General features: G+C 65.9%; 20 protein-coding genes. 5 read left to right on the plus strand and 15 right to left on the minus strand.

The features are described 5' to 3' along the window. Positions 1-9: 9 nt before the first annotated feature. From WD006_RS01510 to WD006_RS01580, 15 genes are all read right to left on the minus strand, one after another. The gene (locus WD006_RS01510; RefSeq protein WP_011515297.1) at positions 10-621 is read right to left on the minus strand and encodes a hypothetical protein; all 612 of its coding nucleotides are present in this window, start codon (positions 619-621) and stop codon (positions 10-12) included. Between the two features lie 201 nt (positions 622-822). Then, positions 823-1,890: a Holliday junction branch migration DNA helicase RuvB gene (ruvB, locus tag WD006_RS01515; RefSeq protein WP_011515298.1), complete on the minus strand. Its 1,068-nt coding sequence runs from the start codon at positions 1,888-1,890 to the stop codon at positions 823-825. 69 nt (positions 1,891-1,959) lie between these two features. Further along, positions 1,960-2,541: a Holliday junction branch migration protein RuvA gene (gene ruvA, locus WD006_RS01520; protein WP_011515299.1), complete on the minus strand. Its 582-nt coding sequence runs from the start codon at positions 2,539-2,541 to the stop codon at positions 1,960-1,962. A gap of 54 nt (positions 2,542-2,595) precedes the next feature. Next, positions 2,596-3,774 carry a glycerophosphodiester phosphodiesterase gene (locus tag WD006_RS01525; RefSeq protein ID WP_011515300.1) on the minus strand — a complete coding sequence of 393 codons (1,179 nt, stop codon included), beginning with the start codon at positions 3,772-3,774 and terminating at the stop codon, positions 2,596-2,598. 114 nt (positions 3,775-3,888) lie between these two features. After that, positions 3,889-4,434 (minus strand): crossover junction endodeoxyribonuclease RuvC, encoded by a 546-nt coding sequence (gene ruvC, locus WD006_RS01530; protein WP_008646027.1) that lies wholly within the window; start codon positions 4,432-4,434, stop codon positions 3,889-3,891. A gap of 126 nt (positions 4,435-4,560) precedes the next feature. Further along, entirely contained in the window at positions 4,561-6,135 is a 1,575-nt protein-coding gene (gene purH, locus WD006_RS01535) for a bifunctional phosphoribosylaminoimidazolecarboxamide formyltransferase/IMP cyclohydrolase (RefSeq protein WP_011515301.1), read from the minus strand. A gap of 22 nt (positions 6,136-6,157) precedes the next feature. Beyond that, complete coding sequence (locus WD006_RS01540) at positions 6,158-6,391, minus strand: Fis family transcriptional regulator (RefSeq protein ID WP_008646031.1); 234 nt, start codon at positions 6,389-6,391, stop codon at positions 6,158-6,160. Continuing rightward, complete coding sequence (gene dusB, locus WD006_RS01545; RefSeq protein ID WP_017513201.1) at positions 6,388-7,452, minus strand: tRNA dihydrouridine synthase DusB; 1,065 nt, start codon at positions 7,450-7,452, stop codon at positions 6,388-6,390. The genes WD006_RS01540 and dusB overlap by 4 nt, the downstream gene beginning before the upstream one ends. A gap of 203 nt (positions 7,453-7,655) precedes the next feature. Beyond that, a complete protein-coding gene (locus WD006_RS01550) occupies positions 7,656-8,909 on the minus strand; it encodes a UbiH/UbiF/VisC/COQ6 family ubiquinone biosynthesis hydroxylase (protein WP_011515303.1) in 1,254 nt (417 codons plus the stop codon). Then, positions 8,887-9,351 carry a hypothetical protein gene (locus tag WD006_RS01555; RefSeq protein WP_011515304.1) on the minus strand — a complete coding sequence of 155 codons (465 nt, stop codon included), beginning with the start codon at positions 9,349-9,351 and terminating at the stop codon, positions 8,887-8,889. Before WD006_RS01555 ends, WD006_RS01550 begins: the two co-directional genes overlap by 23 nt. Further along, complete coding sequence (locus WD006_RS01560; RefSeq protein ID WP_011515305.1) at positions 9,348-10,745, minus strand: aminopeptidase P N-terminal domain-containing protein; 1,398 nt, start codon at positions 10,743-10,745, stop codon at positions 9,348-9,350. Before WD006_RS01560 ends, WD006_RS01555 begins: the two co-directional genes overlap by 4 nt. Before the next feature lie 128 nt (positions 10,746-10,873). Beyond that, positions 10,874-11,581: an N-acetylmuramate alpha-1-phosphate uridylyltransferase MurU gene (gene murU / locus WD006_RS01565; protein ID WP_029308416.1), complete on the minus strand. Its 708-nt coding sequence runs from the start codon at positions 11,579-11,581 to the stop codon at positions 10,874-10,876. Further along, entirely contained in the window at positions 11,578-11,901 is a 324-nt protein-coding gene (locus WD006_RS01570; protein ID WP_011515307.1) for an AzlD domain-containing protein, read from the minus strand. The genes murU and WD006_RS01570 overlap by 4 nt, the downstream gene beginning before the upstream one ends. Beyond that, positions 11,898-12,695 (minus strand): AzlC family ABC transporter permease, encoded by a 798-nt coding sequence (locus WD006_RS01575; RefSeq protein WP_011515308.1) that lies wholly within the window; start codon positions 12,693-12,695, stop codon positions 11,898-11,900. Before WD006_RS01575 ends, WD006_RS01570 begins: the two co-directional genes overlap by 4 nt. Positions 12,696-12,706: 11 nt before the next feature. After that, on the minus strand, positions 12,707-13,753 hold the full coding sequence (locus tag WD006_RS01580) for an aminoglycoside phosphotransferase family protein (RefSeq protein ID WP_011515309.1): 1,047 nt from the start codon (positions 13,751-13,753) through the stop codon (positions 12,707-12,709). 182 nt (positions 13,754-13,935) lie between these two features. Here WD006_RS01580 and WD006_RS01585 point away from each other — a divergent pair, with 182 nt between their 5' ends. From WD006_RS01585 to trpS, 5 genes are read left to right on the plus strand one after another with little or no spacing between them, the layout of a single operon-like run. Then, a complete protein-coding gene (locus WD006_RS01585; protein ID WP_029308415.1) occupies positions 13,936-16,410 on the plus strand; it encodes an LPS-assembly protein LptD in 2,475 nt (824 codons plus the stop codon). A gap of 9 nt (positions 16,411-16,419) precedes the next feature. Further along, positions 16,420-17,901: a peptidylprolyl isomerase gene (locus tag WD006_RS01590; RefSeq protein ID WP_011515311.1), complete on the plus strand. Its 1,482-nt coding sequence runs from the start codon at positions 16,420-16,422 to the stop codon at positions 17,899-17,901. 16 nt (positions 17,902-17,917) lie between these two features. Next, positions 17,918-18,994 (plus strand): 4-hydroxythreonine-4-phosphate dehydrogenase PdxA, encoded by a 1,077-nt coding sequence (pdxA, locus tag WD006_RS01595; protein ID WP_011515312.1) that lies wholly within the window; start codon positions 17,918-17,920, stop codon positions 18,992-18,994. Positions 18,995-18,997: 3 nt separating this feature from the next. Continuing rightward, on the plus strand, positions 18,998-19,834 hold the full coding sequence (gene rsmA, locus WD006_RS01600; protein ID WP_011515313.1) for a 16S rRNA (adenine(1518)-N(6)/adenine(1519)-N(6))-dimethyltransferase RsmA: 837 nt from the start codon (positions 18,998-19,000) through the stop codon (positions 19,832-19,834). 42 nt (positions 19,835-19,876) lie between these two features. Next, positions 19,877-20,905, plus strand: a complete 1,029-nt coding sequence (gene trpS / locus WD006_RS01605) for a tryptophan--tRNA ligase (RefSeq protein WP_011515314.1) — start codon at positions 19,877-19,879, stop codon at positions 20,903-20,905. The last annotated feature ends 13 nt before the right edge of the window (positions 20,906-20,918 follow it).

A 20,918-nucleotide genomic window follows, 5' to 3' on the forward strand; every position in this document is an offset into this window, starting at 1 on the left:
GGCTGAAAATCAGCCGGCATTCGGCGACTTGACGGTGATGGCCACCACTTCGCGCACAACAATCTTGGCCATTTGGCCCTGCTTAATGCTCGCCAGGTCGATATTCGGGTCCTGCACCTTCACGGTACGCAGGGTTTCACGCGGGCCGCGGAAGGTCACCATACGTTTTGCCACGTCTACCTTGGTGATCTGAGCGGTGATCGTGGTCGTGATTTCACGCATCACGCCAGGCTTGCCGCCCTCGGCGGCGTGGGAAACGCGTTCCACCTGCTCCAGCAGCGGGGTGTCCTTGCTGTCCACCGGCTGGAGCGCTGCCACCACCGCCGCGCCGCGCGTGAGCGTCACGATATCGCCCTTGTGCACGTTGCCGATGTTCTTGGCTTCATCGCCAGCCACGAGTTCGACCAGATTGCCGCGCGGGCCCTGGACGAGTACGGCCTTCGACTGCGGATCGACATCGACCACCTTGCCACTGACCACGGCTTCCTCGGCCACGCCGATCGGCGCCGGCGTCTTTGCCTGCGGCTTTTGCGCGTGCGCCACGCCCGTCGCGCCGATCGCCAGGGCCGCCGCCGCGGCAAGTACGGAGATCAGGGAAGTTGGTTTGGCTCGCAAATTCATTTCTGATCCTTATGGCGCAAACGCGCACCTGTAATTAAAGGGGATGCAGCCATTGTGGACAAGCGGCCAGAGGCCAGCAATCCACTTCGAAAAAATTTGCGACGGGGTGCTAAAACGTTTAAATGGCGCGCCTGGCGGTCGCCGGGGCATCTGGAGGCGCAAAAAAAGGCCGTGGAACGGCCTTGGGCGGGATGCGGAAAATCAGAGCCCTTCGGCGAGATCGGCGCCACCGTCGCGGGGCGATGCCAGCCCGAAATGGCGGTAGGCGGCGGCTGTCGCCATACGTCCTCGCGGCGTCCGCTGCAGGTAGCCCTGTTGGATCATGTAGGGCTCCAGCACGTCCTCGATCGTGTCGCGGGCTTCGCCGATCGCTGCGGCCAGATTGTCCACGCCGACCGGGCCACCGTCGAATTTATGCAACACGGCTTCCAGCAGCTTGCGGTCCATCAGGTCGAAGCCAACGCTATCCACGTCGAGCATCTCCAGTGCGGCATCGGCCAGCTCTCTAGTGATCGTTCCGTCGCTTTTCACTTCAGCAAAGTCACGCACGCGACGTAGCAGCCGATTGGCGATCCGGGGCGTGCCGCGCGCGCGGCGGGCAATTTCCAATGCGCCGGCCGGGTCAATGGCGGCATTCAGCAACAGCGCCGAGCGAGCGACGATGCGTGCGAGCTCGTCCGGGGTGTAGAACTCGAGCCGCGCCACGATGCCGAAACGGTCGCGCAGCGGATTGGTCAGCATCCCCGCGCGCGTGGTGGCGCCCACCAGCGTGAAGGGTTGCAGGTCGAGCTTGACCGAGCGGGCCGCCGGACCTTCGCCGATCATGATGTCGATCTGGTAGTCCTCCAGCGCCGGGTACAGGATTTCCTCGACCACCGGCGACAAACGGTGAATTTCGTCGATGAAGAGGACGTCGTGGGCTTCGAGGTTGGTCAGCAGGGCGGCCAGATCGCCCGGGCGCTCGAGCACCGGCCCCGATGTCTGGCGCAGATTGACGCCCATCTCGCGCGCGATGATGTGGGCCAGCGTGGTCTTGCCCAAGCCGGGCGGCCCGAACAGCAGCACGTGGTCCAGTGCCTCGCGGCGCTTGCGGGCCGCGTGCATGAAGATGTCGAGCTGGCCGCGCACCTTCTCCTGACCGACGTACTCGTCGAGCAGCTTGGGCCGTAGCGCCCGCTCGAACGCTTCTTCCTGCGTGGAAGCGGGCGTGGCCGAGATCACGCGGTCGGGCAGGCGGTCGGCGCCGGTCAGCTTGTCGGTTTCAATCATGGCAGTCAGAAGCAATTTGCCGCCATTCTACGCTGCGCCCCCCCGCCCCGAGCCGTTCGCGATGCGTCCTCAGCCTTTCGACAGCGCCTTCAGCGCAAGCTTGATACCGTCGGACACGCCAGTGCCGGCCGGCACCTGCTTGATGGCCTGCGCGGCCTCCTTCTCCGAGTAGCCGAGCGCGAGCAGCGCGTTGAGGATGTCGACGGCGCTATCGGCCAGCGGTGTGGCGCCGGGAGCATGGCCAAGATCCGCGCCGAGTTTGCCCTTGAGCTCCAGTAGCAGCCGCTCTGCTGTCTTTTTGCCGATGCCCGGGATCTTGGTCAGTCGGCCCGCTTCCTGCATCGTCACGGCCTGCGCCAGTTCCGGCACCGACAGCCCAGACAGCACGGCCAGCGCCATGCGCGCGCCGACGCCGGTGATCTTGATCAGCTCCCGGAATGTATTGCGTTCGGTGGCCGTGGCAAAGCCGAAGAGCAGGTGCGCGTCCTCCCGCACGATCTGCTGGGTCAGCAGCGTTACGGGATGGCCGATCGCCGGCAGGTTGTAGAACGTGCTCATCGGCACATCGATCTCGTAGCCGACGCCATGGCAGTCGACCAGCAGATGCGGGGGATTCTTTTCGAGCAGGGTGCCAGCGATACGTCCGATCATGGTGGGTGCGATGGAGAAGCGAAATTGGCCGCAAGTGTAGCGCGGCCAGCGTGCTTAATGGCCGCCGTTGGCGGGGGGATCCACGGCGCGGCGACCCAGCGCCGGGTCGTCGGTGAAGACGCCGTCGACACCCGCGGCTGCGAAGGTCTGGATCTCGCTGATCATGCCGGCCGGGTTGCGTGTGGCATCGTCACCGGGCGCACGCAGCGATTTCGGCAGGAACGCGTTCTCGGGCCGGAATGTGTAAGGGTGCACTACCAGGCCCGCCGCGTGGGCGTTGGCGAGTAGCGCGGTCGGCGAGGCGAGATTGCCGCTGGCGTCGCGCGGGATCACGCTGTTCTTCTCGGGGCCGATGCCGTTGGCGTAGGTGGCCACTTCGCGAAGGCCGATCGGCTTCAACATGTCGGCGTACGTGCGCGTATCACCTGCCAGTCGCCAGTCCGCGGGACGGCTGCGCGGATTGCCGATAAGCTGGACGATCATCACGTTGGGCATCGAGTTACCCAGCAATCGCTTGACGGTGCGCAACGGCGCGGCTTCGAACGACTGCACATACACCGGCACGGTCTTCGCATAGGCGCTGCCCTGCAGCGCAGTCACGAGTCGCTCCTCCAGCGGCAGACCGATACCGCGGAAGTAAGTGGGATGCTTGAGTTCGGGATAGATCCCAACCGGGCGTCCACGCTTCATGGCGGCCAGCTCGGCGAGCTTCAGGATTTCGTCGAATGTCGGGATCTCGAACTGGTCATTGAGCTTTGCATTGGCGGGACGCAGCTTCGGAATCCGCTCCCGGGCGCGCAGCGTCTTCAGTTCGGCCAGCGTGAAGTCCTCGGTGAACCAGCCGGTCAGCCGCTCGCCGTCGATGACCTTCACACGCTTGCGGTCGGCGAACTCCGGCATCTCGGCCACATTGGTGGTACCCGTGATGTCGTTTTCGTGCCGCGCCACCAGTACGCCGTCCTTCGTTGCCACGAGATCGGGCTCGATGATGTCGGCGCCGTCGTCGATCGCCTTCTGATAGGACGCCAGCGTGTGTTCTGGCCGCAGCGCGCTAGCGCCGCGATGGCCGATGATCAGCACGGGCTTCGGCGCAGCGCTGGTGGTAGCGTATGCCGTGGATGGCGCCTCCCGCGCAGCAGTGGACGTGGGCGCACGAGGCGGCGCCGCGCAGCCGGCAATGAGGCCAGCGGTCAGCGCGGCAAGCGTGAATCGGGTGATGAACGGATGATGCATCGGTGCAGTCCTGACGGTGTCACGAACGACGATTGTAAACGCCGGCTGTAGCGGGCATCCGTAGGCGCTGCTCTGAAAATGGCAATCGATCGGCATCGATTCGCCGGCGACGAATCAGCCGACCAGCCGGCCGCGCCGCACGCGCATTCCCTTGCGCGCCAGCTCAGGCGCCAGCCCGGCCAGCGTGCCGAGGGTGTCGCCGCCATTGGCATGGCAGATCGCCACGCCAAGCGCATCGGCCGCATCGGAACTCGGACGGCCGGACAGCGACAGCAGCCGCATCACCATTTCCTGAACCTGCTCCTTGTTGGCCCGGCCGTATCCGACCACGGCCACCTTGAGCTGCAGCGCGGTGTATTCGAATACAGGCAGCCCTTGTCCGACCAGCCCGCAGATCGCCGCGCCGCGTGCCTGGCCGAGCAACAGGGTCGATTGCGGATTGACGTTGACGAAGACCTTTTCAATTGCTGCGCAGTCTGGCGCGTAGGTCCGCGCGACTTCGGAGATGCCGTCGTAGAGCGTCTTCAGGCGTTCGGGAAGGCTGGTCTCGCCATTGCTGCGGATCGTGCCCGACGCGACATAGGCGAGCTTGTTGCCGTGCTTTTCGAGCACGCCAAAGCCAGTGGTTCGCAAACCGGGGTCGATGCCGAGAATACGCATGAAGCAAGGGCAGGGGGAGATGGGCGTAGTGTAGAGGATTACGCCGCAGGGGAGGGGGTTGCGCGCCTCTCCCGTAGCGCGGGAGAGGCGTCGGGGCGAGGGCAGCGATGTGCCCTCGCTACCGTTTTAGTGGCGGAAGTGGCGCGTGCCGGTCAACACCATGGCGATGCCGCGCTCGTCGGCGGCGGCGATCACTTCATCGTCGCGCATCGAGCCGCCCGGCTGGATCACGCAAGTCGCGCCAGCGTCGACCACCACGTCCAGACCATCGCGGAACGGGAAGAACGCGTCCGATGCCACGGCCGAACCCGCCAGCGTGAGGCCGGCGTTCTGGGCCTTGATGCTGGCGATGCGTGCCGAGTCCACGCGGCTCATCTGACCCGCGCCCACGCCCAGCGTCATGCCGTTGCCGCAGAACACGATGGCGTTCGACTTGACGAACTTGGCCACGCGCCAGGCAAACATCAGATCGTCCATTTCCTTCGGCGTCGGATGACGGCGCGTCACCACGCGCAGTTCGGACGGCTGCACGTTGCGCGCATCCGGGCCCTGCACCAGCAGGCCGCCGCCCACGCGCTTCAGGTCGTACTGATTCACGCCCTTGCCCAGCGGAATCTCCAGCAGACGCACGTTCTGCTTGGCGGCGAACACGTTGCGCGCGGCCGCGCTGAACGACGGGGCGATCAGCACTTCCACGAACTGCTTGGCCACGGCTTGCGCGGCGGCTTCATCCAGTTCGACGTTGAAGGCAATGATGCCGCCGAAGGCCGAGGTCGAGTCGGTCTTGAAGGCCTTGTCGTAGGCTTCCAGCGCGTTCGCGCCAACCGCCACGCCGCACGGATTGGCGTGCTTGATGATCACGCATGCGGCGCTGTTGGCGGCGTCGAACGACTTGACGCATTCCCACGCGGCGTCGGCATCGGCGATGTTGTTGTAGGACAGTTCCTTGCCCTGCAACTGCACGTAGTTGGCCAGCGCGCCGTCAAAGGCCTTGAGGTCGCGGTAGAACGCGGCCGACTGGTGCGGGTTTTCGCCGTAGCGCATTTCCTGGACCTTCTCGAAGGCCAGGTTCAGCGTCTGCGGGTAGGCGCTGCGGGCCTGGTGCGACTTGTCGGCGCCGAGGCTGGTCAGGTAGTTCGTGATTGCGCCGTCGTATTGGGCGGTGTGGGCGAACACCTTGGTAGCCAGCCGGAAGTTCGTGTCGTAGCCGACGCTGTTGCCATTGGCGCGCATCTCGCCGAGTACCACCGCGTAATCGGCCGGATCGACGATCACGGTCACGTCGCGGTGATTCTTGGCCGCCGAGCGCAGCATGGTCGGGCCGCCGATGTCGATGTTCTCGATGGCGTCCGGCAGCGTGCAGTCATCCTTGGCCACGGTCTGCTGGAACGGGTACAGGTTCACCACCAGCAGGTCGATCGTCGGAATGTTGTGCTCGGCCAGGGCTGCCATGTGCTCCGGCAGGTCGCGACGGGCCAGAATGCCGCCGTGAACCTTCGGGTGCAGCGTCTTCACGCGGCCGTCGAGCATCTCGGGGAAGCCCGTGTAATCGGCCACCTCCGTGACAGGCAGGCCGGCCTCGGCCAGCAATTTGGCGGTACCGCCGGTGGAAAGCAGCGTGACGCCAAGCGCATTGAGTTCGCGCGCGAAGTCGACGATGCCGGTTTTGTCTGAAACGGAGAGAAGAGCTTGCTTGATCATGGCTGTGGGGAACGCGTCAAATTCAAAGTAAACCGTGTTGCTGCAGCTTCTTGCGAAGGGTGTTGCGGTTGATGCCGAGATACGCGGCTGCCAGTGACTGGTTGCGCTCGGCGCGCGTCATCACGGCTTCCAGCAGGGGCCGCTCGACGGCCTCCAGCACCATGTTGTACATGTTGGACGGCACTTCGCCGTCCAGATCGCGAAAGTAAGTATCCAGGCTGTCCCGGATGCATTGGTCGATAGCGTTGCGGCTCATGCGGCAAGCAATTCCCGTTTCTTGTTGTTGTCGAGCGCGTCGTCGTCCGGCGCGGCATTCTCGTCGACATAGACCAGGCGGTCGGAAATTGCAGCCTGTTCGTCGAAGAATGCGTTGACGGCCGCGAGTTGCGCGTCGGTGGATTCCAGTGTGTTCATGCGATGCCGGAACAGGTTCGCGCCCTTGAGGCCGCGCGTGTACCAGGCAATATGCTTGCGGGCGGTGCGCACTCCGGTGAACTCGCCGTAGAACGCGTAGTGGTCCGCCAGGTGATGGTTCATGATCGCGCGGATCTCGGCCACTTCTGGCGAGGGCAGCAGCTCGCCCGTCTTCAGGTAGTGCTCGATCTCGCGGAACAGCCAGGGGCGGCCCTGCGCGGCCCGGCCGATCATGATCGCGTCGGCGCCGGTCACGGCCAGCACATGTCGGGCCTTCTGCGGCGTGGTGATGTCGCCGTTGGCTACCACGGGGATGCGGATCGACGACTTGACGGCGGCAATCGTCTCGTACTCGGCTTCGCCATGATAGAGATCGGCGCGCGTGCGGCCGTGGATCGTCAGCATGCTGATGCCGGCGTCTTCCACCATGCGCGCCACGCGCAGCGCATTCTTGTGCTCGCGGTCCCAGCCGGTGCGGATCTTCAGCGTGACGGGCACGCGGTCGCCCACGGCGGCCACCACGGCTTCGACGATGCGCACGACCAGCGGCTCGTTCTGCAGCAGCGCCGAACCGGCGGCCACGTTGCAGACCTTCTTGGCCGGGCAGCCCATGTTGATGTCGATGATCTGGGCGCCGCGGTCCACGTTGTAGCGGGCCGCCTCGGCCATCATCGACGGCTCCGCGCCTGCGATCTGCACCGAGATCGGTTCCACCTCGCCGGCGTGGTTGGCGCGGCGCATGGTCTTTTCGCTTTTCCAGAGCTGGGCGTTCGACGCAACCATCTCGGACACCGCGTAGCCCGCGCCAAGCTGCTTGCAGAGCTGGCGGAAGGGCCGGTCGGTCACCCCGGCCATGGGGGCGACGAACAGGTTGTTGCGAAGTTGGTGCGGACCGATCTGCACGATGGAACGGTGTTGGGTGCGTTCAGGCGAAGCTGGCGATATGCAAAAACATGCCCCTGCCAAGCCTTGGGGCCGGCGCAAGTCGGGTCATGTGCGAGGGCGGGATTTTACCGCCAATCCGGTACGGTTGCTCAAGAAATGAGCAAATATCATGAAGACGGCCCCGTAAGGGGGCCGTCGGGGAACTGCCTGGCAAATATCGACTAGCCGCGTGCGCCGTACATCATTTGCCGCGCCAGCGCGTGCTTGAGCGGCGCCACGCAGGCCAGTGCTGCGAGCGACGCGCCGCGTGCGTGGGCCGCCATCGGGCCGCCCACGGCGAACACACGCGGCAGCAGGTCGGTGATGCCGATTGTCATCGCGCGGTCGACCCGGTGCCGGCTCGCGAACGCCTCCAGCGCTTGTGGTGTGCAGCCTGCGCGCAGCGAATCGGCCAGCGCGAACGCGTCGCGAAGGCCCAGGTTCAGCCCCTGTCCGGCTACCGGATGTAGCGTCTGCGCGGCATTGCCGACCGCGGCAACGCGCCCGTCGACCGTGACCGGCGCGGCATTGAGCCCGAGCGGGAATGCGTGGCGCTTGCCAACCAGCGTGAACTGCCCCATTCGCGTACCGAACGCCTGGCCCAGTTCATATGCGAACTCGTCCTCGGTGAGCGCGAGCCGGCGCATGGCCTGCTCGGGCGGGCAGCACCAGACCAGCGCGTAGCCCTGCACGCCATGTTCCTCATGTGGCAGCAGCGCCAGCGGCCCTTCCTCGGTAAAGCGTTCCCACGCCCAGCCGGGCTGCGGTTGCGTGCACGTCACATGGCCGATGATCGCGGTCTGTTGATAGTCGCGCCGCCGCACGGCCTCGGTGCCATGCGACAGGCGCTGGATTTGCTGGTGGAACAGGCCGCCTTCGGCCTGCACAGCGATGCGGGCCGCAAACGCAACCGGTAATCCCTCGTGCTCTGCGTGCGAGGTGCCGGTCAGCCGGACCAGGGCGGCGTCGCTCCGGTCGCTCCGGTCGCCCTGGTCGATGTTGTCGATACGCGTCTCGAAGGCGCGTTCAAGCCGGCCCGGGGCGGCGTCGGCGGCGCGGGCGAGCGCGCGTTCGAGGGTCTGGCAAAGGTCGCCATACCTGACCACATAGCCCAGCGCGGGCACGCCATAGTCATCGCCATGGAGCTTCACATGGCCGAAGCGGCCGCGCTGCGATACATGGATATGCTCGATCGCCTGCGCCGGCACCGGCCATGCGCCGATCTGCTCGAGCAACTGGCGGCTGCCGTGCGACAGGGCAATGGCGCGCGGGTCACGCGCGGCGCGCGCCGGCGTGGCCGCGTCGATCAGCGTGATGCGCCACGAGGTGGTGCGTAGCAACTGCGCCGCCAGCGCCAGGCCGACCGGCCCGCCGCCGACAATGGCGATGTCGCGCGGCTCAACCGCGAGCGCGTCAGTGCTGGCTGGCAGCGTCATGGCTGGCTTCCTCGTCCTTGCGCGCTTGGGCTTCGGCTTCGGATCGCTTCCACAGATTCGCGTCGGTGCGTGACTTGCCAGAGGTGGCGTCGCGCATCGCGTTGTCGAGTTTCTGCTGATGGAAGCCGGGCAGCTCCTGCAGGCGTCGCACCAGCGCCTCGTGGTTGGCCGCGGTCATCGGCACCACGCAGCCTTGCTGACTTGCGGCGTCGCCGGCCAGGATCAGCCATGCCGTACCAGCCCACGGCGCGCGGTCGGACACGCGCACCACGACTTTCTCCAGCGCGTCCCAGGCCAGTTCTTCGCGCTGGCCGTCGGGGCGGTGCACCACGACGCGGTCGTCATAAATATTGATCACGAATGGTTCGTTCGGATCGACTGCTCGTGTCGTGTGGGTCTTCGTGACGCCGGTTCCGAACAGTTTGCTCAACAATGCCTTCATCGCGACATGCCTCCGTTGTCGCGCATCAGTGCCTCGATCTCGTCGGCCTTCACAGGCACGCCGCGCGTGATCAGTTCGCAATCTCCCGAAGTCACCACGGCGTCGTCCTCGATGCGGATGCCGATGTGCCAGTAGCGTTCGGGTACGTCTTCGGCCGGGCGCACGTAGATGCCCGGCTCGATGGTTACCACCATGCCCGCCTCAAGCGGACGCCATGCCCGCTCGCCCTCGTGGCCTGCCGGCAGCGGGCCGGGCACGCGGTATTCACCCACGTCGTGCACGTCCATGCCGAGCCAGTGGCCCGTGCGGTGCATGTAGAAGCGGCGATAGCTGCCGCTGGCCAGCACGTCGTCGAGCGTGCCTTCCTTGTTGCGGTCGAGCAGGCCGGTGTCCAGCATGCCTTGCGCCAGCACACGCACCGCCGCGTCGTGCGGGACGTTGTATGGCACGCCCGCGCGTGTCTCGGCGATGGCGGCGTCCTGCGCGGCCTGCACGAGGTCATAGAGCTCGCGCTGCGCCGGCGTGAATCGGCCGTTGACCGGGAATGTGCGCGTAATGTCCGACGCGTAGCCGTCGAGTTCGCAACCCGCGTCGATCAGGCACAGGTCGCCGTCGCGCAGTTCGGCCGGACCAGCCCGGTAGTGCAGCACGCAAGCGTTGGGGCCCGTGGCGACGATCGAGTTGTAGGCCACGCTCTGGGCGCCGTGGCGGCGGAATTCGTAGAGCAGTTCGGCTTCGAGGTGGTACTCGCGCAAGCCGTGGCGCGACGTGCGCATCGCACGAACATGCGCCTGGGCCGAGATCTCGGCGGCACGGCGCATCGTGACCAGTTCGCCCGCATCCTTGAACAGGCGCATCTCGTCGAGTAGTGCGCGAACGTCGAGCGCGGCCGACGGGGAGGACACCCCGGCGCGGCCCTGCATCCGTACCGCGTCCAGCCAGCCACGCACGCGGGCGTCGAAGTCTGCGGTGGCGGCCAGCGGGTAGGCCAGCGTGGCGCGATTGGCCAGCATCGGCGGCAGCAGCTTGTCGATGTCTTCGACCGAATGCGCCTCGTCGAAGCCGAACATCGCGCGCGCGCCTTCTGGGCCATAGCGGAAGCCATCCCAGATCTCGCGTTCTTCGTGCTTGGGTCGGCAGAACAGGATGCTGCTGTTGGTGTCGTCGCCCGGGCCGCCCGCCACCAGCACGAGCACTGCTTCTGGCTCGGTGAATCCGGTCAGGTAATAGAAATAGCTGTCGTGCCGGTACGGATAGTCGCTGTCGCGATTGCGCATGGCCTCCGGCGCGGTTGGCACGATGGCCACGCCGCCGCCGTTGGCGCGCAGATGTTTCAGCACACGGGCGCGGCGATCGCTGCACGCGCCGAGGAGGGCGGAGTCGGGTGCGGACATGGATGAAAGACGGTGAGGGGAATGCCCCGATTCTAAACCCGTCGGCGGGGAAAGCGGGCCGCGCGTGCGCACGATGCGGCGCAAAAGTGGGCGCGTCCGGGGCTTTGGTAACGTTCGGGAACGCGCCGCTATGCCCGCAGCGAGCGATCAAGCGCCGCCAGTTGCGCAGGAGTGCCAACGTTTTCCCAGCGGCCGTCGAAGCGCTCGCCCGTGGCCAGGCCTGCGGCGATGGACTCCCGATAGTAGGGCGACATCGCCACCTTCGCTCCGCGTTCGATTTCGCGGAACAGGCGGGTGTCGTACAGGCCGATATTGCCGAACGTCAGCGCGTGGGCGTCGGCGCTGGGCATCCGCAGCAGCCCGGCCGTATCCAGCACGAAATCGCCGCGCGGATGGAAGGGCGGGTTCGGCACCATCACCAGATGCATGTGCGGTCGCGGGGCCATGGCCATGGCGCGGGCGCGTGGCAACAGGGTGCGGTAGTCGAAGTCGCAGAAGATGTCGCCCGATACGGCCAGGAACACGTCGTCGGCGTCGGTCTTGCCGGTCAGCAGGGGCAGCGCGTGGGCGATGCCGCCGGCCGTTTCCAGCGCCGTGCCTTCGGCCGACCAATGGATGCGCGCGCCGAATTGCGAGCCATCGCCCAGTGCCGACTCGAGCTGCTCGCCGAGCCAGGCGTGATTGATGACGATATCGGTGAGGCCAGCGCGCACCAGCGCCTCGACCTGCCACACGATCAGCGGCTTGCCCCCCACGGCCAGCAACGGCTTTGGGCAGGCATCGGTCAACGGTCGCATACGATCGCCGCGGCCGGCGGCGAAGATCATCGCTTTCAAATCAGGGCCTCCAGGGCAATCAGGGCGGCCATGCCTCCGGCGATGGTCCAGCCAACGCTGCGCGTGCGCGCGGCGATGACGATGGCCACCACGCCGGCGATCAGGCGTGCATTGTGCGGGCTGACGAACACGGCGCCGTCGCGCATCAGCAGGTCCGGCGCGATCAGGGCCGACAGCATGGCCGCCGGCACGAACTGCAGCGCCGTGCGAAACCATGCCGGAAGGCGCACGCGGCCCTCGACGGCGATGAATGACAGCCGGATCAGGAACGTGGCCAGTCCCGCGCCGATGAATACCCACAGCAGGGTCATCTGGCTCATGCTGCGTGCTCCTTGCCATCGGTGCGGCCCGATGCGTCCGACGAGCGCCGCCCGGTACCGTCCCGGTCGCGCCCGCGCAGCAACATGCCTGCGGCAATGCCGCCCAGCGCCGCCACCATGATGCCGAGCTTGTGCGGCATGGCGAAGCACGCTACGGCCAGTACCGAGGCCACCAGCGCAGCGGCGGTCTGCGAGCGGTGCTTCAGGTTCGGGACGATGATCCCGATGAAGGTCAGCGGCAGGAAGAAATCGAGCGGCCAGTCACGCGGCACCTGCGCGCCAACCAGCACGCCGGCCAGCGTGGAGACCTGCCAGCTCGCCCAGAGCGCAAAGCCCGCGCCAAAGTAGAACCAGTGCCGGTAGCGCGCGCGGGGGCCGGTGTCTCCCAGACGGCGGGTCATGGCCGCGAACGCCTCGTCGGTCAGCAGATAGGCAATCAGCGCCTTCCAGCGGCGTGGCAGCGGCGCCAGGGATGCGGCAATCGTCGCGGAATAGAGCGCGTGTCGCAGATTGACCATCGCCACCGTGAACGCAACCACCAGCGCCGGCGTGCCGGCTGCCCAGAGTTGCGTCAGGATCATCTGCGATGCCCCGCCGAAGACGATCGCGCTCATCGCGCAGGCCAGCCAGGCCGGCATGCCGGCATTGACTGCCAGCACGCCGTAGATCAGGCCGAACGGCATCACGCCGAGCAGCATCGGCGCCAGCGCGCGGGCGCCAGCCCACCACTCGCCGCTGCGGGTGATGGCCTCGGGGGCCAGGGGGGTGTCAGGGGTGTCGGACGGGACCTCCACGTTGCATCCGCCTAGAACGTGAAGCCGGTGGGCCGCTCGGTGCCTTCGATCGCATCGAGCAGGCGCACGAGCTTGCGCATCTCGCTATACCGGCCTGCCACGTTGCGGGTGTATCGGAGCACGAGCGGCAGGTTGGCCAGATAGCCGTCCTTGCCGTCACGGTGATACAGGCGCGCGAAGATGCCGAGCACCTTGAGGTGACGTTGCAGGCCCATCCATTCGAAGTCGCGATAGAACTCGCCGAAATCGGCCGCCACGGGCAGCCCGGTCTTGCGGGCGCGTTCCCAGTAGCGGATCAGCCAGTCGAGCTGCTGCTCTTCTTCCCATTCGATATAAGCGTCGCGCCAGAGCGACACGGCGTCGTAGGTGATCGGGCCGATCACCGCATCCTGGAAGTCCAGGACACCGGGGTTGCCGGCTTCGGGCAGCACCATCAGGTTGCGCGAATGGTAGTCGCGATGCACGTAGACCTGCGGCTGCGCCAGGTTGTTGGTCAGGATGGTCTCGAACACCTCACGCAGGTCGGCCTGCTGACGGTCGTCGAGCGTCACGCCGAGGTGCTTGGCGATGTACCACTGCGGGAACAGGTCCAGTTCGCGCTGCAGCAGCGCGCGGTCGTACGCCGGCAGTTCGCCTGGGCGGGTGGCGGCCTGGATCTTGACCAGCGCGGCGGCCGCATCGGTATAGAGATTGTGCGCCGAGGTGTCGTCCAGGCGCGACAGGTACGTCTGGCTACCCAGATCGGCCAGCAGCAGGAACCCCTGATCGAGATCCTGGGCCAGCACCGTGGGCACCGTCACGCCGGCATCGCCGAACAGCTTTGCCACATGGATGAACGGGCGGCAATCCTCATGCGAGGGTGGCGCGTCCATCACGATCGCGGTGGGGTGTGCAGGGTGGCCGGTCCGCACGCGGAAGTAGCGGCGAAAGCTCGCGTCGGCCGACGCGGGGGCGCAGGAATCCGGGTCGATCGACCATGCCGCACCGAGTCTGGCTACCCACGTTTTGAGTTGTTCGATGCGCGGGTCCTGGCCCGGGGCGTGAAGAAGTGCAGACATGCCTGAAAGGGAGAATACGATGCCCCGTATAATACCCGACCAGACCCGGGCGCCGGGTGGCCTCCGGGAGGGGCCTTTGTCGCCCCGCAGCCCGCTCTGGCAATGGGCTGGCGTTGAAGCAGGGGCAAACTTTGCAGCCCCTTCGAAGCGCCGGCCCGCCGAGCTGACCGACCACCGTTTGCATGACCGAACAACGACGATCACCGCATCATCCGGCCACCCGACCGCCAGCGCCTCCGGGCACGTCCCGGCGCGTCCGCCTGCCCGCCAGCGCGCTGCGGCCGCTCGTGCTCGCCATGGCCGGGCTGACGGTGAGTGCCCATGCGCAGTACGGCGCGACGTCCGCCATTCCGAACATCGACCTTGTCGAGCCGGTGGTCACTCAGACCCCGGAGGCGCCGCCGCCGCCGGCTGAAGGCGGCGATCTCGTGCCGCGCCTGACCGAGCCCGCCACGCGGACCGCCCCCAGTGGCAACACGCTAAACCTCTCGCCGTCATCTACGCCCTCGAATCCGAACGCCCCGGCCTATGTGTCGGGCGATCGCGTAACGGGCTACAGCGAGAAGGGCGTGGAGATGGAAGGGCACGCCGAACTGCGCCGCGACGGTGGCGTGATCAAGGGCGACAGGCTCACCTACGACCAGGACACCGACGAAGCACATGCCACTGGCAACGTGCGGCTTTCCAAGAGCGGCACGCTGGCCGTGGGCCCGGAAGCACGGATGCGCGTGCAGGCCAATGAAGGCTACATGCTGTCCCCGGACTACTACTTCCAGCAGACTGGCGGCTCCGGCAGCGCCGAGCGCGTCGATTTCCTGGATCCGGACCGCAGCACGCTGAAGAAGGCGACCTACACGACCTGTTCGCCCGATAACGCGGACTGGTACTTCAGCGCCAGAAAGCTCGACCTGGACAGCGATCGTCAGGTCGGCACGGCCTATGGCGGTGTGCTTAATTTCTTTGGCGTGCCGATTGCCGGCGCGCCGGCGTTCAGTTTTCCGCTCAATGGCGAGCGTCGTAGCGGCGTGCTGCCGCCGTTGTTCGGCTATGGGTCGAACTCGGGTGCCGACCTGACGGTGCCCTACTACTTCAACCTGGCGCCAAACCGCGATCTGACGATCTACCCGCGTATCCTGACGTCGCGCGGCGTGCAGCTTGGCGAGGATTTCCGGTATGTGGGCGACGGCTACAGCGGACGTATCCGCGGCGAGTTCCTGCCCGACGACAAGAAGGCGGGCCGCAACCGTTGGGCCTACTCGATCCAGCACTACCAGAGCATCATTCCTGGTATGACGGCCTATGTGAACGTCAGCAAGGTTTCGGATGACAAGTATCCCGACGACCTGACGCGTTCCGTATCGCAGTCGACTCTGCGTCAGTACACGCAGGAAGGTGGCGTGATCTATGCGTGGCAGGACTGGGTGTTCATGGCACGGGTGCAGAAGTTCCAGACGCTGTTGCCCAGCGAGCCGTCCTACGAGCGCGAGCCGCAGTTGAACGCGAAGTACAACCGCTATGATTTCCACGGTTTCGATATTTCGCTCGAAACTGACTACACGCGGTTCCGCATCCCGCTGACCAGTACCGGCTTCCAGCAGCCCGAGGGCAATCGCGCATTCATCCAGCCGACGATCAGTTACCCGCTCATCCACCCGGGCTGGTACGTGACGCCGAAGTTCATCTTCAACGCGGCGCAGTACAACATGGATGCCGGCACCAACACCACTGGCGCGTCGAATACGCTCAATCGCGCCATTCCGACCGTGAGCCTCGATTCGGGCATGACGTTCGAGCGTGACGCGCCGGGTGTGAGCAAGCTGTTTGGCGTGAAGTACACCCAGACACTCGAGCCGCGCCTGTTCTACGTCTACACGCCGTTCTACGACCAGAGTCAGTTCCCGCTGTTCGATACAGTGCAGTCGGACTTCGGCTACGGCCAGATCTTTACCGAGAACCCGTTTACCGGTAACGACCGCATCGCCGACAATAACAAGCTGACGCTGGGCCTGACCACGCGCCTGATCGAATCGGAGACCGGTGTCGAACGTTTCCGTGGCACGATTGCGCAGCGCGTCGACTTCACGGGCCAGCGTGTCCAGCTCAACGGCACGCTGCCGGATGCCAAGCCGAGCTACTCGGACCTGCTGGCAGCCACCACGATCCAGCTGTTCCGTGGCTACTATCTCGATGCCGGCATCCAGTGGAATCCGGACCAGGACAAGGTCAACTACTCGAACGTGGCACTCGCGTACCGCCCGGAATCGCGCAAGCTCATCAATTTTGGCTATCGCTACCGTCGCCCGACCTCGGTGACAGACAATACCGCGATCGACCAGATCGAAATGTCGGGACAGTGGCCGATCACGCAACGCACTTACGGTATCGGCCGCGTGGCGTTCGACAAGTCGGCCAACCAGCTCGTGGATGCGCTGGCCGGTTTCGAGTATGCCGCCGACTGCTGGGTCGGCCGGTTCGTGTACCAGCGTTTCCGCAATACCTCGAACGGTTACACCGGGCGGGTTTTCTTCCAGGTGGAGTTCCGTGGGCTGTCGAAGATCGGCTCCAACCCGCTGGACATGTTGCGCCTGAACGTGCCGGGCTACGAGCCCGTGACGGCACGGCCGGTGCCGACAACCCCGTACGATCACTATGAATGACGGACCAAGATGAAACGTCAAGCCTTCTCCCTGTTGTCCCGCCTGAACCCCTGGCAGCAGCTGCTGCTGTCGGCCGTGCTCGTGACGCTGGCCGCGCCGGCAGCTGCGCAACTGCGCGCGCCCGGCACGCGTACGCAGGGCATCTTCACGCAGCAGGGCAGCCAATCGGCCAGCCAGGGCAGCACCGTGGCGCCGAGCCAGCCGATGATGGGCGTGCCGCAGCCTTCGTCCCAGCCGCGCTCGCAGTTGGTGGACGAGGTGGTGGCTGTCGTCAACAACAGCGTGATCACGCGCCGGGAACTGCTTGACCGCGCCGACGAGATCGAAAGCCAGCTTCGCGCCGCCAAGCGTGAGGTGCCACCGCGGCCTGACTTGCTAGGCGAAGTGCTGGAACGCCTCGTGATGGAGCGCGTGCAGACGCAGGCCGCGCAGGAAGCCGGGATCAAGGTGACCGATCAGGAAGTCGATCGGGCGATCGAATCGGTGGCGCAACAGAACAAGATGTCTGCGACGGAGTTGCGCAGCCGCGTGGAAGCCAGCGGCATGTCGTGGACCAAGTACCGCGACGAACTGCGCAAGCAGGTCCAGGTGATCCGCCTGCGCGAACGCGAGGTGGACTCGAAGGTGCAGGTCTACGACGGCGAGATCGACAACTATCTGGCTGCGCGTAATGGTGGCCAGGCGGCAGCCTCGGGCCCGACTGAGTTCAATGTGGCGCAGATCCTCGTGCGCGTGCCCGAAGATGCGTCCGATGCACAGAAGGCCCAGCTCAAGACGAAAGCGGAAGGCCTGCTGAAGCAGGTGCAGGGCGGGGCGGACTTTGCCGAACTGGCCAAGGCCAACTCCGAGGCGCCGGAAGCCTCGCAAGGCGGCTCGCTGGGTTTCCGCGAGATTGGCCGGCTGCCTGCCGTGTTCGCCAATGCCGTGGTCGACCTGCAGCCGGGCGCGGTGGTGCCCGAGGTTCTGGAATCGGCCAATGGTTTCCACGTGGTCAAGCTTGTGTCCAAGCGCACGGCCGCCGCGCAGCCGGCAGCGAGCGACCGCATCGCGCAGACGCAGGTGCGCCATATCCTGATCCGCACCGGCCCGAACATGCCCGAGGCCGAAGCCAAGCGTCAGATGGCGACGATCCGCGACCGGATCACGCACGGCGTAGATTTCGCCGATGCCGCGCGTCGCTACTCGCAGGACGGCTCGGCGTCGCAAGGCGGCGAACTCGGCTGGGTGTCGCCGGGCGAACTAGTGCCCGAGTTCGAGCAGGCCATGAACCGCCTGCGCCCGGGCGAGATCTCCGACCCGGTAGTCACGCAGTTCGGTGTGCACCTGATCCAGGTGGAAAATCGCCGCGAGACCGAAGTGTCGCCCGAGAAGCAGCGTGACTTCGCACGTGCCGAAGTTCGCGAGCAGAAGCTGCGCGCCGCCTATGATGACTGGGTGCGCCAGCTCCGCAGCGCGGCGTATGTCGAATACCGGATCAACCGCCAGCGCTGATGCGCTGGCCCGAACCATGCCCGACCCCGCGCCACTCGACCTAGCGATCACGACCGGAGAACCGGCCGGCATCGGTCCCGATATCACGATCGGTGCCCTGCTGCAGTTCGCCGCCAATCACGGCGGCAACGTCGGCCATGGGGGGGCGGTCCGCTTCCATGTGATCGGCGATGCGCGTCTGCTCGATCAGCGTGCCGAGGCGCTCGGCGTGGCCCATGCGTGGGCACGTCGGATTGCCGACGGCGACGTGATCGTAGAAGACATCGCGCTGGGCGTGCACTGCGAACCGGGGCGGCTCGATGCCCGCAATGGCCACTACGTGCTGGCGCTGCTGGATGCCGCCGTCGATGGCCTGCGGACGGGCCGCTATGCGGCCATGATTACCGCGCCGGTGCAGAAGAGCACGATCAATGATGCTGGCGTGCCGTTTTCCGGGCATACCGAATATTTGGCCGAATGCGCCGGCGTGCCGCGTGTGGTAATGATGCTGGCCGGCCCGCAGCCGGCGCATGACAACGCCATGCTGCGCGTGGCGCTGGCCACCACGCATCTGCCGCTGCGCGCGGTGCCCGACGCGCTGAACATTCCGATGTTGGTCGAGACGCTGGCGATTGTCGATGCCGACCTGCGCCGGAATTTCGGCATCGCGCGTCCACGCATCCTGGTAACGGGACTGAACCCGCACGCGGGGGAGTCCGGTCATATGGGGCGCGAGGAAATCGACGTGATTTCTCCCGCGCTCGAGCAGGCGCGCGATGCCGATATCGACGCGCGCGGCCCGTATCCCGCCGACACGCTGTTCCAGCCGCGCCATCTGCGTGATGCCGACTGCGTGCTGGCGATGTACCATGACCAGGGCCTGGCACCCCTCAAGTACGGCACCTTTGGACACGGCGTGAATATCACGCTGGGGCTACCCTTCATCCGCACATCGGTGGACCATGGGACCGCGCTCGACCTGGCCGGCACTGGCCGCGCCGAGCACGGCAGCATGATCGAAGCCATCCGCTGTGCCATTACCATGGCCGGACATGCCAGCGGGCGCCACAGCAATGGGCGCGCCGATAACGGCATCTCCAACGGCCAGCACTGACTTATGCGTTCAAACGTGCACCAGGGCCATGTGGCCCGCAAACGGTTCGGACAGAACTTCCTCGTCGACGACGGCATCATTCACGGCATCGTCAGCGCGATTGACCCGCAGCCGAACGACATCGTGGTCGAGATCGGTCCGGGCCTCGGCGCGCTGACCGATCCGCTGCTGGAGCGGCTGCCAGGCATGCAGGTGGTCGAGCTCGACCGGGATCTCGTGGAGCGGTTGCGTCGGCGCTACGGCGACCGCCTCGTGGTCCACGCCGGCGATGCGCTGGCGTTCGATTTTGGCAAGCTGCGCGAGCCCGGCCGCGCGCTGCGCATCGTCGGTAACCTGCCGTACAACATTTCCAGCCCGCTGCTGTTCCATCTGGTGGATTTCGCCGATGACGTGCGCGACCAGCATTTCATGCTGCAGAAGGAAGTGGTCGAGCGCATGGTGGCCGACCCCGGCAGCAAATCGTATGGCCGCCTGTCGATCATGCTGCAGGTTCGCTACCACATGGAGCACGTGCTCGATGTGCCGCCCGCGTCGTTCAATCCGCCGCCGAAGGTCGATTCCGCCGTGGTGCGCATGATTCCGTGGCCACGCGCCGAGGATGGCACGCTGCGGTCGCCGTATGCCGCGTGCGATGCGGGCGTGTTGGGCGACGTGGTGACCGCCGCGTTCTCGCAGCGCCGCAAGGTGCTGCGCAATACGCTGTCGTTCCTCCGCGACCAGGTTGATTTCGACGCGCTAGGCTTCGATCTGACCCGCCGCGCCGAGGAAGTGCCCGTTGCCGAGTATGTCGAGCTCGCGCGAATCGTCGGTGGCGCGGAGCCGCCCGCCCGCGTGGCCTGAGCCCCTTTTTATCCTGAATACCCTGAAGTCCTTGCGACGCCCATGACTGACCAGACCAACCCTGATAAGCGTCCCGTCATCCTGACTGGCGACCGTCCTACCGGCCCGCTTCACCTTGGCCATTTCGTCGGCTCCCTGAAGAGCCGCGTCACCCTGCAGGAGACGCACAAGCAGTACGTGCTGCTGGCCGATACCCAGGCGATGACCGATAACGCCCATGACCCCGACAAGGTGCGCCGCAACGTGCTCGAAGTCGCGCTCGACTACCTCGCCGTGGGCATCGATCCGGCCAAGACCACGATCTCGGTGCAGTCGCACCTGCCGGCGCTGGCGGAACTGACGCTGATGTATCTGAACTTCGTCACGGTATCGCGCCTGGAGCGCAACCCGACGATCAAGGAGGAAATCCAGGCGCGTGGCTTCGGCCGCGACATCCCGGCTGGTTTCCTGTGCTACCCGGCTTCGCAGGCCGCCGACATCACCGGCTTCAAGGCCGTGCTGGTGCCCGTGGGCGAAGACCAGGCACCGCTGATCGAGCAGACCAACGAGATCGTGCGTCGGGTCAACAATCAGGTGGGCCGCGAGGTGCTGCCCGAAGCCGCCGCGCTTATCCCGAAGCATGGCCGTCTGCCGGGCGTGGATGGCAAGGCGAAGATGAGCAAGTCGCAGGGCAACGCGATTCCGCTCGGCGCGTCGCCGGACCAGATTCGCGAAGCCGTGCACAAGATGTACACCGATCCGAACCACCTCAAGGTGTCCGATCCGGGCCAGGTGGAAGGCAATGTCGTGTTCACGTACCTCGACGCATTCGATCCGAATCCGGCTGAGGTGGAAGCGCTCAAGGAGCACTACCGTCGTGGCGGACTGGGCGACATGGTGCTGAAGCGCCGCGTGGAAGGCGTCCTGCAGGAAATGCTGCGCCCGATCCGCGAACGCCGCGAGCAGCTTGCCCAGGACCCGGGCTATGTGTTCGATATCCTGAAGAAGGGCACCGCCGAAGCCCGCGAAATCACCCAGCAGACGCTGGACGAAGTGCGCGGCGCGCTGGGGATGTTCTCGTTCCCGCAGTGATTCGGCACTGATC

Origin of the sequence: Cupriavidus sp. Met-2 (assembly GCF_049843575.1) — a bacterium.
Taxonomy (GTDB): Bacteria; Pseudomonadota; Gammaproteobacteria; order Burkholderiales; family Burkholderiaceae; genus Cupriavidus; species Cupriavidus metallidurans.